Annotated in this window: 12 protein-coding genes; 7 read left to right on the plus strand and 5 right to left on the minus strand. The window is 61.5% G+C overall.

All coding sequences use genetic code 11. The annotated features are described in order from the left end of the window. Nucleotides 1–4: 4 nt before the first annotated feature. The 3 genes from ACA059_RS20485 to ACA059_RS20495 all read right to left on the minus strand — a co-directional run bounded on the left by ACA059_RS20485 (nucleotide 5) and on the right by ACA059_RS20495 (nucleotide 3,601). Nucleotides 5–901: a VOC family protein gene (locus ACA059_RS20485; protein WP_497630763.1), complete on the minus strand. Its 897-nt coding sequence runs from the start codon at nucleotides 899–901 to the stop codon at nucleotides 5–7. Between the two features lie 271 nt (nucleotides 902–1,172). After that, nucleotides 1,173–2,294, minus strand: a complete 1,122-nt coding sequence (locus tag ACA059_RS20490) for an LLM class flavin-dependent oxidoreductase (protein WP_497630764.1) — start codon at nucleotides 2,292–2,294, stop codon at nucleotides 1,173–1,175. Nucleotides 2,295–2,416: 122 nt separating this feature from the next. Next, complete coding sequence (locus ACA059_RS20495; RefSeq protein ID WP_497630765.1) at nucleotides 2,417–3,601, minus strand: acyl-CoA dehydrogenase family protein; 1,185 nt, start codon at nucleotides 3,599–3,601, stop codon at nucleotides 2,417–2,419. Nucleotides 3,602–4,402: 801 nt separating this feature from the next. Between ACA059_RS20495 and ACA059_RS20500 the strand changes: the two genes are divergently transcribed. The 6 genes from ACA059_RS20500 to ACA059_RS20525 all read left to right on the plus strand — a co-directional run bounded on the left by ACA059_RS20500 (nucleotide 4,403) and on the right by ACA059_RS20525 (nucleotide 10,945). Further along, on the plus strand, nucleotides 4,403–4,918 hold the full coding sequence (locus ACA059_RS20500) for a flavin reductase family protein (RefSeq protein ID WP_046049829.1): 516 nt from the start codon (nucleotides 4,403–4,405) through the stop codon (nucleotides 4,916–4,918). Between the two features lie 11 nt (nucleotides 4,919–4,929). Further along, on the plus strand, nucleotides 4,930–6,609 hold the full coding sequence (locus ACA059_RS20505) for an FAD-binding protein (protein WP_497630766.1): 1,680 nt from the start codon (nucleotides 4,930–4,932) through the stop codon (nucleotides 6,607–6,609). Beyond that, nucleotides 6,597–7,352: a glucose 1-dehydrogenase gene (locus tag ACA059_RS20510; RefSeq protein WP_497630767.1), complete on the plus strand. Its 756-nt coding sequence runs from the start codon at nucleotides 6,597–6,599 to the stop codon at nucleotides 7,350–7,352. Before ACA059_RS20505 ends, ACA059_RS20510 begins: the two co-directional genes overlap by 13 nt. A gap of 13 nt (nucleotides 7,353–7,365) precedes the next feature. Beyond that, the gene (locus ACA059_RS20515; RefSeq protein WP_497630768.1) at nucleotides 7,366–8,448 is read left to right on the plus strand and encodes a 2Fe-2S iron-sulfur cluster-binding protein; all 1,083 of its coding nucleotides are present in this window, start codon (nucleotides 7,366–7,368) and stop codon (nucleotides 8,446–8,448) included. 99 nt (nucleotides 8,449–8,547) lie between these two features. After that, nucleotides 8,548–9,294 (plus strand): SDR family NAD(P)-dependent oxidoreductase, encoded by a 747-nt coding sequence (locus ACA059_RS20520; protein ID WP_497630769.1) that lies wholly within the window; start codon nucleotides 8,548–8,550, stop codon nucleotides 9,292–9,294. Between the two features lie 70 nt (nucleotides 9,295–9,364). Next, entirely contained in the window at nucleotides 9,365–10,945 is a 1,581-nt protein-coding gene (locus ACA059_RS20525; protein ID WP_497630770.1) for a FadD3 family acyl-CoA ligase, read from the plus strand. 126 nt (nucleotides 10,946–11,071) lie between these two features. On the opposite strand, the gene ACA059_RS20530 is transcribed toward ACA059_RS20525, so the two are convergent. Continuing rightward, nucleotides 11,072–11,950, minus strand: a complete 879-nt coding sequence (locus ACA059_RS20530; protein ID WP_497630771.1) for an SDR family NAD(P)-dependent oxidoreductase — start codon at nucleotides 11,948–11,950, stop codon at nucleotides 11,072–11,074. Continuing rightward, the gene (locus ACA059_RS20535) at nucleotides 11,947–13,689 is read right to left on the minus strand and encodes an FAD-dependent oxidoreductase (RefSeq protein ID WP_497630772.1); all 1,743 of its coding nucleotides are present in this window, start codon (nucleotides 13,687–13,689) and stop codon (nucleotides 11,947–11,949) included. Before ACA059_RS20535 ends, ACA059_RS20530 begins: the two co-directional genes overlap by 4 nt. A gap of 381 nt (nucleotides 13,690–14,070) precedes the next feature. On the opposite strand from ACA059_RS20535, the gene ACA059_RS20540 reads away from it, so the two are divergent. Further along, complete coding sequence (locus ACA059_RS20540; RefSeq protein WP_497630773.1) at nucleotides 14,071–15,648, plus strand: DUF1302 domain-containing protein; 1,578 nt, start codon at nucleotides 14,071–14,073, stop codon at nucleotides 15,646–15,648. Nucleotides 15,649–15,661 lie beyond the last annotated feature (13 nt).

The following is a 15,661-nucleotide window of genomic DNA, read 5'->3' on the forward strand; positions in this document are numbered from 1 at the left end:
GTCCTCATTGGCGACCGACACTGAAGTCGTGGCCCCAGTGGCTGACCACGGTGCTTTCAAAAGGTGTGTGGCGATCCCAATCCACCACAAGGCCATCGCAGCCGTATTCCAGGTCAAACCCGGACGGCGTCTTGATGTAGAAGGAAATCATCTGATCGTTGGTGTGCTGGCCCAGGGTGGCCGACAGTTTCACGCCGTTTGCCTGTACGCGATCGAGGGCGCGGCCGACTTCGTCCAGCGCGTTGACCTCGACCATCATGTGCACGCAACCGTGGGGCATCGGGCACTCGAAAATCGCCAGCGAATGGTGTCGGCCGTTATTGCAGTGCAGGAAGTGGATGCGCTTTTGCGGCTCGTCCGGGTCCGGGGTGAAGCGGACTTTCATCAGGTCGGACAGACCGAAACCGAGCACTTGCTCGTAGAAGTCCCGGCAACGCTCGAAGCTCGGTGCCGGCAGTACCACGTGGCCCATGCCCAATTCGTTGGTGACGAAACCCTTGACCCCGACCGGCGAGACGAAGCGTGCGAAGTCCTGCAGAGGTCCCCAGAACAGTTCGTGGCGATTGCCATCCGGGTCGCTGAAGTGCACCAGTTCCTGGACCTTGCGAACCTCGGCCTGGGCCACGGTGCCGCGAATGACTTGTACATCGGCTTGTTCCAGAACGCTGACAGCGTGTTCAAGCGCCGCTTTGCCAGGCACTTCCCAGCCGCACGCACCGAAGCCGTTCTCAGTACTTTTCTCCACCAGAATGCGGTAATGGCGTTCGTCCATTTTCAGGTACAGACGCTCATCGTCATCGCTGCCGGCCACCATCATGCCCAGCACCTGGCTTGCGTACTGACGCCATTGCGCCAGGTCGCTGGATAACAGGGTGACGTAACCCAGACCACGGATATCCATGGATGCACTCCTCGTTTTTCAGGCCGAGCCGCCCATCGGCGGCTGCCGGGGGAGACTTTATGTAGGGCTATTCAAACGGGTTTGCGCGGGGGCAACATCGTCCAATGGGACTAGCGGAAATGACGGGGGGGAGCGCATAAAAAACTGTGGGAGCGAGCTTGCTCGCGATAGGGCCATACCAGTCAACATTGATGTTGAATGGAAGAGCGCTATCGCGAGCAAGCTCGCTCCCACAGGGGGCGCGTGGTGTTCACGCCTTTTGTGTCGGGTCTCAGCCCTTACGGAAATGCGGGATCACTTTCTCGCCAATGTTGCGCAAGGTCTCCAGTTGCGCCCATTGCGGCACGGTGCCCATCTGGCAGATGAACAGGATTTCGTCGGCACCCGCATCGATCAACCGTTGCACGTAACCGATGCAATCCTCGACGGTGCCGTAGGCGTGGTTGGGGTTCATCATCGCCATGGTCGGGTCGGAGAAATCGACGCTGACTTCTTCCGAGGCGAAGCGCGACTTGATCACGCTCTGGCCGTTGCCATCGACGAAGGTGTCGTCCTTCCACTTCTCCGGGTCCGGGCGCTCTCCACCGCCGTACCAGTAACCCAACGATTCCATGAAGTAGCGCTGGCCACGAATGCCGATGCGGCGCGCCTCTTCGTTGTTTTCCAACACGATGGCCGGGCATAGGGCTGCGATGTGCCGGTTGGGACGGAAGCCCACTTGTTTCTTCTCATCGCGATTGTCCCAGGCTTCATGGTAGACCTCGACTTTCTTGGCGATTTCTTCCGGGCCACCGAAGCCCAGCACCAGGGCGCCCATGCCGCGACCGCCGGCGTTTTTCAGCGACTCGGTGTTGGTGCAGGCCAGGTACATCGGCGGGTGCGGGTCTTGATAAGGCTTGGGATGAATCGGTCGTTTGGGGATCTGCACAAAGTCGCCGTTGTGTTCGATTTCGTCCTGCACGAACATTTTCGGGATCAGGTACATCATTTCGTCGATCTGCGGCTGCAACGTGGCCAGGTCGTAACCGAAGGTACCGGCCTCCTGCTGGGTGCCGCCCTTGCCTACGCCAAAATGCACCCGGCCTTTGGACAACAGGTCGAGGGTCGCGATGCGTTCCGCGACTTTTACCGGGTGGTTCATCGCCGGTGGCAGGCAGACCACGCCGTGGCCGATGCCGATGCGTTCGGTTTTGCCGGCGACGAAGGCCAGCATGGTTTCCGGCGCGGACATGTGCGAGTAGTTGCTCAGCGCCGTGTGCTCCACGCACCAGAAGGTGTCGAAGCCGAGCTTGTCGGCCAGCACAGCCTGCTCGACGGTGTCTTCGAAAATCCGGCGGTCGCCTTCACGGCTGGAATCCACCGTCTGGGCTTCGTAAATCAGTGAAAATTTCATGGTTGATCCTTGTATTTATTGGATGCGCAGTCGGCGCCTGAGACCTACGCCTTGTGCCCATGCTCGGGCATCAAAGGGGCGCTCGAATCACGCAAACGGACTAGCCGACTCAAAGCGAAAAGTCAGAGAAAAAAGTCGTTGCTGTCCTGGCCCATGCTGACCCCGCCGAGGTTCCAGGCGTACTTGGCCGGGTTGTTCGCGACGTGGGCTCGGCCGGTGTGAATGTCGCGGAACGCCCGGTTGATCGTGTGGCTGCGGAAGATGGTCGAGGCGCCGCTGTTGAACATCAGGTCGGCAACCGCTTTGGCGCACTTGTCGGCCACCAGCGCCGAGTCGTAACGCATCTTCACCCGCTCGGGCATGCTCAATGGCTCTGCGCTTTGGGCCCGTTGCATCATCAGAGCGAAGTTGCGCAGCAGGACGGTTTTGCACTCGTCGACGCAGACCATGGCGTTGGCCAGCGAGGATTGCGCGGCTGGGTCCTGGACCATTTTGCGACCGTCGTTGACCCCGACCCGCGCGCGGTTGTGCTCGACAAACTGATCCACCGCGCCCTGCAGGGCACCAATGGCCGAGGACGACACCGCCCGCACAAAAATCTGCCCGAATGGCAGGCGGAACAGCGGCGCGGTGTTCACTGCGTTACCCGGACTGTCCTGCATGAAACCGTCGAACGCCCGATGAGTGCGGTACTCCGGAACAAAGGCGTTCTCCACCAGGATGTCGTGGGAGCCGGTGGCTTCCAGGCCCATGACATTCCAGTTGTCGAGAACCTGGTAGTCGCTGCGCGGCACCAGGAAAGTCCGGTAATCCGGCGCCCCGCCCGCCTCCTCCGGTGGCACCAACGCCCCGAGGAACACCCAGTCGCAATGCTTGCTGCCGGAAGAAAACCCCCAGCGCCCGCTCAGCTTGAAACCACCCTCGACCCGCTCGACCTTGCCCACCGGCATATAGGAAGAAGAGATCAGCACACTGGAGTCGGCGCCCCAGACATCCTGTGCCGCACGGTCATCGAACAGCGCCAGTTGCCAGTTATGGATCGCCACCACACCCAGCACCCAGGCCGAGGACATGCAGCCTTCGGCGAGGGTCATCTGCACCTCGAAGAAGTCCTTGGGCTCCAGCTCGTAGCCTTCCCAGCGAGACGGCTGAAGGATGCGAAAGAACCCGGCGTCGTGGAAATCCTTCAGCGTTTCTTCAGGCAGCTGGCCGGCTTGCGCGGCGTTCAGGGCGCGTTCACGCAAGATCGGCACCAGCTCGCGGGCACGTTGGCTCAGACGCTGGCGAATCAGGTCTTGGTTGAGCATTTTTATTGTTCTCCTCTGTTCACCCCATCCGCCGGGGCGCGCGTGCAGCGGGGCGGATGCAGCACCAGTGGTGCTCGCCTCCACAGCGGCATTCAAGCAATGCGTGCGGCGGTGGGCATCCCTCAAACGGACCATGTGCTTAGGAGAAGAGTGAAAGATTGCGGTCTCCGGTGACTCCTGCTGGCGTTGAGTCAAGCTTGGGAGACTGGTTGGTGATAGGCCGCCATCGCGAGCAGGCTCGCTCCCACAGGGGATTGGTGGGCATCTGCAAGAGATTGGTCGGCTGACAGGCCGCCTTCGCAGGCAAGCCAGCTCCCACAATGAAGCGGCGTACACCTTTCGCTCCTCACCACTCATCAGGCCGAGCGTTAGCTCGCCTGCAGCTTGTGATCTTGATCCACCCGCCCCTTCGGGAGGCTGAGTGGAGGTGTTCATCCGGGGAGTGGCGCGCAGCGCCGTTCGACGCAGTCGAACACGCTGCATGTAGGTCGTCGCGAAGCAGACCGGAGGGCAGTGTCCCCGGATGGATACCGGAACGAAGGAACGCCGAGCCTAAGCGAGGGGCCGGACGCTTGGGGCGAGCGTTTTTTTGCTTACTTTTTTTAGGCGTTTGTAAAAAAAGTGAGTCGCCGTAAGGGCGAAACCGCCAGCCGCCATCACCGAAGAAATGGATATGTACTCAACCAACAAGAACCTGGTCGGCCCAAAGGCCGCCAAGGCCTAGTCCCCTCGGACGATGTTACGGCGGGGCGTCAGAGCAAGAATCCATCGCACTCCATGCACAACGAAAGGGCTAGTGCGATGAACGACATCAATTTGAAAGCCGACATGCTCCAGGCCATGCGCCGCCTGGCCAAGTCAGTCACCATAATCAGCACCAGTAACGGCTCCGAGCGCTTCGCCATGGCCGCCACGGCAGTCGACTCCCTCAGTACCGAACCACCCTCGCTACTCATCTGCATCAACAAAACCGCCTCCCCCCATGCCGCACTGGCGACCGGCGCAGACTTCTGCGTCAACATCCTCGGCGTCGAACAACAAGACCTGGCACACCTGTGCAGCGGCGCAATCAAAGGCGAAGCACGATTCGACCGAGGCAACTGGCTGACCAGTGCCGGTGGCATTCCCTATCTGGGAGACGCCCAATCGGCAATCCTCTGCCGGCAGGACGGCCACTTCAGCTACGGCACCCACACCGTCTTCATCGGGCGCATCCTGCAAATCCACACCAGCGAAGCGATCACCCCGCTGGTCTACCTCGACGGCACCTACACCACCACCGCGAAACCCGTACCCTCCTTCGCTGTCGCCGGCTGAGGCCTGAAACAATGGACAGCCTGAACGGGTTGTCGGCGTTGCGAGTGAGCAGCGCCGACCAGCTGCAATGGGATGATCGCTGCGATCTACTGGTCGTCGGTTTTGGCGGCGCCGGCGCCTGTGCCGCCATCGAAGCGGCCAGTCGCGGATTGGCGGTGCTGGCACTGGACCGCTTTGAAGGTGGCGGCGCCACCGCGCTCAGTGGCGGAGTGGTGTATGCCGGTGGCGGCACGCCGTATCAGCGCCAGGCCGGCTATGAAGACAGCAGCGAAGCGATGTTCAACTACCTGCGCCAGGAAGTCGGCGAGGCTGTCAGCAGCCAAACTTTGCGGGACTTCTGCGAAGGCAGTTGTGAACAACTGGCGTGGCTTGAGCGTCAGGGTGTCGCGTTCGAATCCAGCGTGCCGCCGCATAAAACTTCTTACCCGAGCGATCAGTACTACCTTTATTACTCCGGCAACGAAGCCGTGCCAGCCTATGCCGCCATTGCCAAACCGGCACCTCGCGGTCACCGCACCAAAGGCCCCGGCATGTCCGGCGCCAGCCTGTTCGCCCCGCTCAAGGCCAGCGCCTTGCGTCACGGTGCGCGCCTGCGCAGCCAGTGCGAAGTGCGGCGGCTGGTGCTCGACACCAGCGATCACGTGTTGGGGGTCGAAGCCTGGCACCTGCCGCCCGGTAGTCGCGCAGCCCGTCAACATGCCCGGCTTTCGCGCTGGGCCAGCGCCATCCACATGTACGCCCCTACATTGGCCGACCGTTTGCGCGCTCGCTTGCAACGCATCGAACAAACCAGTGCCGAACGCCAGCTGATTCGCGCCGAACAGGGTGTGTTGCTGAGCAGCGGCGGTTTTATCTTCAATCGCGGGTGGGTCCGCCAGCATGCGCCGCAGTATCTGGCCGGTTTGCCGCTGGGGACCACCGGCTGTAACGGCAGCGGAATCGCCCTGGGCCAGAGTGCCGGTGGCTGCGTGGCGCGGATGGACAAGGTCAGCGCCTGGCGTTTTATCAATCCACCACTGGCCTGGGCCCGAGGGCTGATCGTCAATGCTCGGGGTCAGCGTTACGCCAACGAAGAAATCTACGGTGCGACCCTCGGCCACGCGATGGTCGAAGAGCAGGACGGCCGCGCGATTCTGATTCTCAACCGGGCGCTGGTGCGCGAAGCGTTGCGTCAGGTCGGACCGGGCAAGGTCTGGCAATTCCAGCGCCTGCCGGTGCTGCTCAATTTGCTGTTCAACGCCCGGCGCAGCAACAGCTTGACGAAGCTGGCCAAGCGTTGCGGATTGCCCGTCGAGGCCCTGCGACAGAGCGTGGAAACCTATAGCCGCGCCGCGCGTGGCGAAGTCGTTGATACGTTCGGCAAGTCGCAAGCCATGCTCGCCGACATGGACCAGGGGCCGTGGTACGCCCTCGATCTGTCCTTCGCCAGTCGCCTGTTTCCCTGCCCGGTCATCACTCTTGGCGGGCTGAAAGTCTGCGAGCTCAGCGGTCAGGTGCTGGACCACGCCGGTCAGCCGATCCGGGGTCTTTACAGCGCCGGCCGCAATGCCGTCGGGGTCGCTTCCAACCTTTATGTCTCCGGCCTGTCGCTGGCCGATTGCATCTATTCCGGTCGCCGGGCCGCTGCCCATCTGGCCGATCAAGTCGCACTTCAAACCACACGCTCAGGAGAACAACAATGCAACGTGTAGAAGGCAAAGTCTGCATCATCACCGGCGCCGCCAGCGGCATCGGTCGCGAAGACGCCCTGCTGCTGGCCCGTGAAGGCGCCAAGGTCGTGCTGACCGATCTCAACGAAGAAGCCGGACGCCAGGTCGCCGCAGAAATCGGCAGCAATGCGCTGTTCATTCGCCACGACATTGCCAGCGAAAGCGACTGGCAACAGGTGATCAAAACCACCCTGGAACACTTTGGGCGCCTCGACGTGCTGGTCAACAACGCTGCGATTCTGGCCTTGGGCAGCATCGAAGACACCACGCTTGAACTGTGGCAGAAGGTGCAGAAAATCAATGGAGACGGTTACTTTCTCGGCTGCAAATACGCGATCCAGGCCATGAAGGAAACCGGCGGCGGCTCGATCATCAATATGTCGTCGGTGGCGGCGCTGGGCGCGATGCCGATGTTCTGTGCCTACTCGGCCTCCAAGGGCGCAGTGGCGGCAATGACTCGCTCGATTGCCTTGCACTGCAAGCAACAGGGCTACCGCATTCGCTGCAACAGCGTGCACCCGGATGGAGTCAACACGCCGATGACCCAGGCCTTGACCGGCGGCCAACCGATCCCTCAGGAAGCCCTCGACCAAGACCCGATGAACCGCATGTGCGCCCCTGGGGACATTGCCAATGTGGTGCTGTTCCTCGCCACTGACGAGTCACGTTTCGTCAACGGTGCCGAGATCCGCGTCGACAACGCCCAATTGATCAGCGGGCTCTGAGGCCGAGGTGAACATGGGCACGCAACAGCAGAACCTGACACCGGCCGAATCAGCGACGGAAAGCTACTCATTGCAAGTGTGCGCGGTGATCGACGAGACCGTCGACGCGCGCTCGCTGGTGCTGGATATACCGCCGCCACTGCGTGAGCGTTTTCGTTACAAACCGGGCCAGTTCCTGAGTTTTCGCGTGCCTTGCGCCGGCAAACTGTTGACCCGCTGTTACTCCATGGCCAGCTCGCCGCTGTCGGATGCGCTGCCCAAGGTCACGGTCAAACGGGTCGAGGGCGGCCGCGTGTCGAACTGGATGAACGAGGTACAGGTCGGTGACTGGCTGGAGGTGTTGCCGCCGGCGGGGCATTTCTGCCTGAACGAGGAGCAATCGGTTGATAGACCGCTGGTGCTGTTCGGTGGAGGATCGGGCATCACTCCGGTGTTTTCCATACTCAAATCGACGCTGCGCAGCAGCCAGCGGCCGATCAAGTTGATCTACGCCAACCGTGATGAAGCCTCGGTGATTTTCAAGGATGAGTTGTGTCAGTTGATCAAGGCGCATCCTGATCAACTGCACGTGGTGCACGTCCTCGACTCGGTTCAGGGTTTCCTGACCGACGCCCAGGTGCGTCATCTGCTGCGCGGTTCGGCTGGCGGTGACTACTTTATCTGCGGACCGGGGCCGTTCATGGACACCGTGGAGCGGACGTTGCTGGGTCTGGGCGAAGCCGCCGAACGTATCCATGTCGAGCGCTTTGTCTCGCCTCCGGATCCCGACGTACTACTCGCGGAAGAAACCCTGGCTCGGGCCGCGGCCCTCGGATCGCAGTGCGAGGCGCTGATTGTCGAGCTCGATGGTCAACCGCACGAGATTGCCTGCCGACCCGGCGACACCCTGCTGCAAAGCTGCAAAGCGGCAGGCCTGGACGTGCCCTCTTCTTGCGAAGAAGGTTTTTGCGGGGCCTGCATGTGCGTCGTCCAGGAAGGTGAGATCCAGCTGGCACGCAACGATGTGCTCAGCCCCAAAGAATTGGCCGAAGGCTGGACGCTGGCCTGCCAGAGCCGTCCAACCGGCGCCCGGGTACGGTTGAAATTCCCGGATTGAACGTCCGTCAGCCATAGTCTCAACGGACGATCACCTTGGCCGGGTCTGCGGTTAGACTCGGCCACAGCATTAGCCCACAACAATAAAAGAGGTGCAGTTATGGCTCGTTTGCAGAACAAGGTCGCGGTGGTTACCGGCGGCGCTTCAGGGATCGGTCTGGCCTGTGTGCGCCGCTTCGCCGCTGAAGGCGCGCAAGTGGTGGGGCTGGACATCGGCACCGCACCGGCGGATTTCCCTGGCCTGTTCATGACCCTCGATGTGCGCGATGAAGCGCAGGTCCAACAGGTCATGCAAGAAGTCATCGGCCACTTCGGGCGCATCGACGTACTGGTCAACGCGGCCGGCGTCGCCGACCAGGGCAGCGTGACCCAGACCACCACCGCCAACTGGCAACGGGTGATGGACATCAACCTGACGGGCAGCATGCTCACCAGCAAATACGCGCTGGAATCGATGGTGTCCCGACGCAGCGGTTCGATCATCAATGTCGGCTCGATCTTCGGCCTGCAAGGCTGCGACGGCAACGTTGCTTATAACGTCTCCAAGGGCGGCATCAACCAGCTGACCCGCTCGATGGCCATTGATTACGGCTACGCCAATATCCGCGTCAACGGCTTGTGCCCCGGCCTGATCGAAACGCCGATGACCAGCATGGTCCGCGAGCAGGAAGCCTTCCATGCGTTCTTCGCCTCGCAGCACATGCTCAATCGCTCCGGGCAACCGGAAGAAGTGGCCAACGTCGCGCTGTTCCTGGCTTCAGACGAAGCGTCCTTTGTCAGCGGCCAGATGATCGCCGTGGACGGTGGTTTCTCCGCCGGTCGCCGCTTCGCCCCGCCCGCCGCGTAACTTCTATCCGGCCGGGCACCCTGCCCGGCCTCTTCCCTTTTCGCACTTGTCCTCTAGCCGAGGAGGCCCCATGCCGCCTGTCGCACACGCACTGACCATCGCCCAACTGTTCGCCAACGCTGCCCAGGCCTACGGCGACCGCCCGGCCATCGAGGATGACGGGCGCTCGATCAGCTACCGAGAACTCGACCAACTGCGCCGCCAAGCGGCTCGTGCGTTACTGGCGCTGAACGTTCAAACCGGGGATCGGGTGGCGATCTGGGCGCCTAATATGTGGGAATGGATCGTGGCCGCTGGCGCGCTACAAAGTGTCGGCGCTGCACTGGTGCCCCTCAACACCCGCATGAAGGGCAGCGAGGCTGGTTACATCCTTCGCGAAAGCGGTGCCTGCATGCTGTTTGCCATCGGTGAATTTCTGGGTGCCAATTACCCGCGCATGCTGGCGTCTGAAGAGCTGCCGGCGCTGCGCCAGATCGTCACCTTGCGCAGCGGCGGGTCAAGCACGCTGGGGTGGCAAGATTTTCTCGATCTGGCGGCCGACGTGTCGCAATTGGCGCTGCAAACCCGCGAACGCAGCGTTGGCCCACAAGCGCTGTCCGACCTGCTGTTCACTTCGGGCACCACCGGCAAGCCCAAAGGCGTGATGACCAACCATGGACAAAACCTGCGGGTGATACGCGACTGGAGCGAGGTGGTGGGTTTGCGTGAGGGCGATCGCTACCTGATCGTCAATCCGTTCTTCCATTCCTTCGGTTACAAGGCCGGTTGGCTGGCGGCGCTGATGCGCGGCTGCACCATCGTGCCGCAGCAGGTGTTCGATGTGCAGGCGGTGCTTGAATGCGTCGAGCGCGAACGGATCACCGTGCTACCCGGCCCGCCGACGCTCTATCAGTCATTGCTTGCCCATCCGCAACGCAGCGAATTTGACCTGACGTCATTGCGGGTAGCGGTGACCGGTGCCGCGGCGATTCCGGTGGAGATGATCCGGCGCATGCGTGACGAACTGGGGTTTGCCACCATCGTCACCGCCTACGGTCTTACCGAAGTCTGCGGTTTTGCGACGATCTGCCGTCCTGGTGATTCGCCGGAATTGGTGGCCAACACTAGCGGCCGGGCCATGCCTGGTGTGGAAATCCGCTGCGTTGGCAACACGGGCCGCAGCCAACCGGCCAACGTCCCCGGCGAGGTTCAGGTGCGCGGCTACAACCTGATGCAGGGTTATTTCAATGATCCGCAGGCCAGCCAGGAAGTCCTCGATGCCGACGGCTGGCTGCACACCGGGGACATCGGCGTGCTCGACGAACAGGGTTACCTGCGCATCACTGACCGCCTCAAGGACATGTTCATCACTGGAGGTTTCAATGTGTACCCGGCGGAGATCGAACACTGTTTGCTGACCTACCCAGGCGTGGCCCAGGTCGCGGTGATCGGCATCCCCGATGAACGTCTTGGTGAAGTGGCGATGGCCTTCCTGCTGCCGGCGCCGGGCATAGAGATCGAGCAGGCCCGATTCCTCGCCTGGTGCCGCGAGCAGATGGCCAACTACAAAGTCCCGCGCCGGGTGCGGGTGCTTGAGAGCATGCCGCTCAACGCGGCGGGCAAAGTGACCAAGAATGTGTTGCGCGAGTGGGCTTTGCAGGCAGTCAGTTAACCCTTGGTGCCTGCAAAAGATCGCAGCCTTCGGCAGCTCCTACATGGGATTGCGTTCCCCTGTAGGAGCTGCCGAAGGCTGCGATCTTTTGACCTTGATCCTGTGTTTTACCTGCCTGATACAGATTCAGACCACCCGTGCCGGATGCTGCTGGCGCGGGTCGCCGAGCATGGCGCGGTGGGAAGGTGGCTGGCGGCCGCCGGCTTCGCTGATGCCGTAACCGGCGGCTATTTCGGCGGTGATTAATGTCTGCCCGGAGAACGTCATCAACTGCGGGTCATTGAGCAATGCGTGAATCACCCGGCCATTGAATTGCGGGGTTTCGGCATCTGCCAGAAAGGCCTTGTATTGCTCGCCATGTTGCTCGCCGGCTATCCGGGTGCGTTCGGTCAGTTGTGGGCCGAGCCATAGCGATAATGCCGCCACGCCTCGCCCCTCGAAGTCGATGGCCATGTCGGCCGCCAACTTGTCGCAACCCGCTTTTTGCGCGCCGTACGCAGGGCCATGCATGTAACACCCGGCACCGAATGACGAGGTAAAACAGATCAGCCCTCGACCGCTGCGCAGCAACAACGGCGCGGCGTGATAACTGGCGATATAAGCCGAACGCAGACCCACGTCGAGGATCCGCACCAGGTCCAGCGGTTTCTCCCAGAAAGGTCCCGGTTCAATCAACTGGTCATGAATGAACGCGGCATTGTTCACCAGCAAATCCAGTTGACCGCATTCGCTTTCAACGCGAGCGAACAGTGCCTGAACCTGGGTGTCATCTGCATGATCGCAGACCACCGCAATGCCACGTCCACCGGCAGCGGTAATCGCAACCGCGGTGTCTTCCAGCGAGCCGCGCAACGCATGGCCGTATAAGTTCGACCCCCCGTGCTCCGGCGCGCGTCCGGTGACGAACACCGTCATGCCCGCTGCGCCAAGGGCCAGGGCGATGCCCTGACCGACCCCACGACTGGCGCCCGTCACGACGGCAACTTGTTTAAGTGGCTGATTCATTCGACGCTCCTGAACAGGCTTTTGGCCGAGCTGGTCTCGCTCTGACACTTGATGTGATTGGCCGCCACGTAACCGAAGGTCATTGCCGGGCCGATGGTCGAACCGGCACCCGGGTACGTGCGCCCCATCATCGAAGCGGCGCTGTTGCCGATGGCATACAAACCGTTGATGGGTTGCCCGTCCTCATGCAACACGCGGGCGTGAACATCGGTCAGCAAACCACCCTTGGTGCCGATATCCCCGGCATCAATGCGCACGGCGTAGAACGGACCTTTGAGCAACGGCGCCAGGCAAGGATTGGGCTGCACATTCGGATCACCGTAGTAGCGATCGAACAGCGATTCACCTTTATGGAAATCTGCGTCGACACCCTGCACAGCCATGCCATTGAAACGCTGCACCGTACGGACCAGACCGGCACCGTCGACGCCGATTTTTTCTGCCAGCGCCTGCAAACTCGCAGCCTTGTAAAAGTACTCGCGCAGATGCTCGGGCAGCTGCCAATCGCGCTGGGCGTAACCTGGTAGTAACGCGCCGCAGGGGTACTTGCGGCGGAATTCGGCGTCGAACACCATCCAGCACGGCACACTCACCGCGCCTTCGCGATTGTTGGCGTACATCGCGTAAACGATATCGGTATAGGGCGCGGCTTCGTTGACGAAGCGCTCGCCGGCAGAGTTGACCAGCACGCAGCCCGGCAAGGTCCGCTCGACGAACAGTGCTCGCTGCTTTTCTTCGCCCTGGACGTGGGTGGTCGGCGCCCACCAGCTATGGTCCATCAGCGCAGTGCGAGCACCGATGGCCTGGCCGGCGCGAATGCCGTCACCGGTATTGTGCGGCGGTGTGGCACTCCAGTTGGCCTGGGTCGGCTGTGGCAGATACTGCGTACGCATCGCCTGATTACGCTCGAAACCACCGGCTGCAATGATCACGCCGTAGCGTGCCTTGACGTTGAGTAACTGCCCGTCGCGACAGACGCGAGCGCCGCCAACCCGATCACCAACGAGCAGCAGTTCTTCCAGTGCACAGTTCAGCCAAAGGGACTTGCCGCGATCCTGCAACGAACAGCGCAAGGCGCCGATCAAGGCATTGCCAAGGGTCAGGAAGCGGTCGCGGCGTGACAACCGTCGCCCCTCGCGGTCACGCCAGTAACGCCACATCACCCGCAGCGTCAGTCGCAACCAGCCAGGGCCACGGCACAGCAGCACCTGTGCCTCTTTCATGGTCATCGCCATGCGTCCCATCATCAGGGTTCCGGGGGATGGCGCACGCATGCGCAGAAACTCTTCACCCAGTTCGGCGGCGTCAAACGGTTGCGGGTCCATGGAGCGATAGCCAGGTTTTCCGCCTTCAACTTCCGGGTAGTAATCGGCATAGCGAGGCTGCGCCTCGAAACGCACGCGGGTCTGTTGCTCAAGGTATTCGACCATCTCGCGGCCGTGTTCGACATAGGCTTCGATACGCCCGTCATCGATCTCCCCATGGGTCACCGCACGGATGTAGGCGATCGCTTCTTCCGCTGAATCACTGCCGCCCAGGGCTTTGATCCGGTGGTTGTCCGGTATCCAGATGCCGCCGCCGGACACCGCCGAGGTGCCGCCGTATTCGGCGCTCTTCTCGATCAATAGCGCATTGAGCCCCAGATCGTGGGCACGCAGCGCCGCAGTCATTCCCCCCGCTCCGGAGCCAATCACCAGTACATCGCAGCACTCATCCCATTTGATCCCGGCAGTTTTCATGCGATCACCCTTGCTCAGCGCCCATCAGGCAAAAACCGCCGCCGCCAGATCTTCGCCCGGTGCAGTCGGTCTCGGGATTGTTCGCCGCGTGCCCTGAACGGTCATCGTCCGATGGGACTAAGCGCAGACTGCAGCCCCCTGATCCCCTGTAGGAGCTGTCGAGTGCAACGAGGCTGCGATCTTTTAAAAGGCCAGATCAAAAGATCGCAGCCTCGTTGCACTCGACAGCTCCTACAAGGATCCGGCGTTGCCAGCCCTGTGCAAATCGCTTAGTCCGCTTGGACGATGTTGCGCCCCAAAGCTGACTCCATAGTCGCCCACAGCACCAATCACCCCCCTGAAATGCAGGTCGGGCAGGTCTGACCTGGGCATGAGGACGACATGATAAAAACAATAATCGCCCCACAATCGCTGCACCCTCGCGTACAGCTGGCCATGCTCTTGCTGGCTGGTGGACTGGGCAGCCAAGCCAGCGCCATGAGTTTCCAGCCGAACGAGGATTTGAGCGTCGACTGGGATACCACACTGACTTACAGCCTGGCCTGGCGGACCGAGTCTCGCGATCACAAGCTGACGGCCAATGCCAACGGCAACGATGGCGACAACGCGTTCGACAAAGGCAGCCTGATCAACAACCGCAGCGGTTTTCTCACCGAGGCCAACATCAAATGGCGTGAGGACTACGGCGTGTTCCTGCGTGGGACGGGCTTCTACGACAACGTTTACGATCAGGGCAACGACAACGACACAGGTACCTCGAACTGCTTCGCCGGCGGTCATTGCAACCGTCCCGACCGGTTCTCCCAGGACACCATCGATCAACACCGCAATGAACTGCGCATGCTCGATTACTACGCGTATGGCACTTGGGACATCGGTGGCCACAACTTCAACGCACGGCTCGGCAATCAGGTGGTGAGCTGGGGTGAAAGTCTGTTCTACCCCGGCATTTCCGCCGCCCAGAGCCCCGTGGATGCGACCAAGTCGACCACTCCGGGGGTTGAGGTCAAGGAAATCCTGCTGCCCGTCGGCCAATTGTTTACCCAGTTCAGCCTGACCGACAGCCTCGACCTGCAGGCCTACTACCAATACAAATGGGAAAAGACCGAGCTGTTCGGCGTGGGTAGCTACTTTTCCACCACCGACTTCATCGACGAGGGTGGCTTCAACGACGCCACCGGTTTCCTGACGCGTCTGGGTGACGACAAGCCGAGTGACAGCGGCCAATACGGTGTGGCCCTGACCTATGCGGCAGAGTCGCTGAACAACACCGAGTTCGGCCTCTACTACTCGCGCTACCACGACAAGACCCCGTCGCTGGATTTCCAGACCGACCTGGGGCACTACCGTGTGCGCTACTTCGACAACATCGACCTGTTCGGCGCGAGTTTCTCCACGGTGCTGGGCAGCGTGAGCTGGGCCGGTGAAGTCAGCTACCGCGACGGTCAGCCAGTGATGGTCGACAACGGTTTCTCAAGCCCAGTGCGCGGCAAAACCATGCAGGCGCAGACGTCGATGATCTACGTGCTCGGCCCGACTTCATGGGCCGACAACACCACTCTCACCGGTGAGCTGGTCTACAACACCGTGCTCAGCAACGACAAGTCGGAACCTGTGACATTCGCCCCTGGATTCTCGCAGCCGGGCACCGACAGTCTGGTCTATGACCGCGACGCCTTCGGTTACACGGTGCAGGCGAACTTCGATTACAACAACGTGTTCAGCGGCTGGGACATGTCGGTGCCCGTCACCTACAGCACCGCAGCCCAGCATGACAGCGCACTGGTGGGCTCGATCAACTCAGGCCAGGGCGACGACCGCGCGAGCATCGGCAGCTCGTGGCGCTATCTGGGCAACTTCACCGTCGAGGCCCGTTACAACGCCTACCTGGGCAACGCCAACAACGCCCCGTTGGCCGACCGCGACAACGTCGCGCTCAACTTCAAATACCGGTTCTGAATCCCCTGATGGA

The sequence above is a fragment of the Pseudomonas sp. LBUM1647 genome (assembly GCF_059716175.1).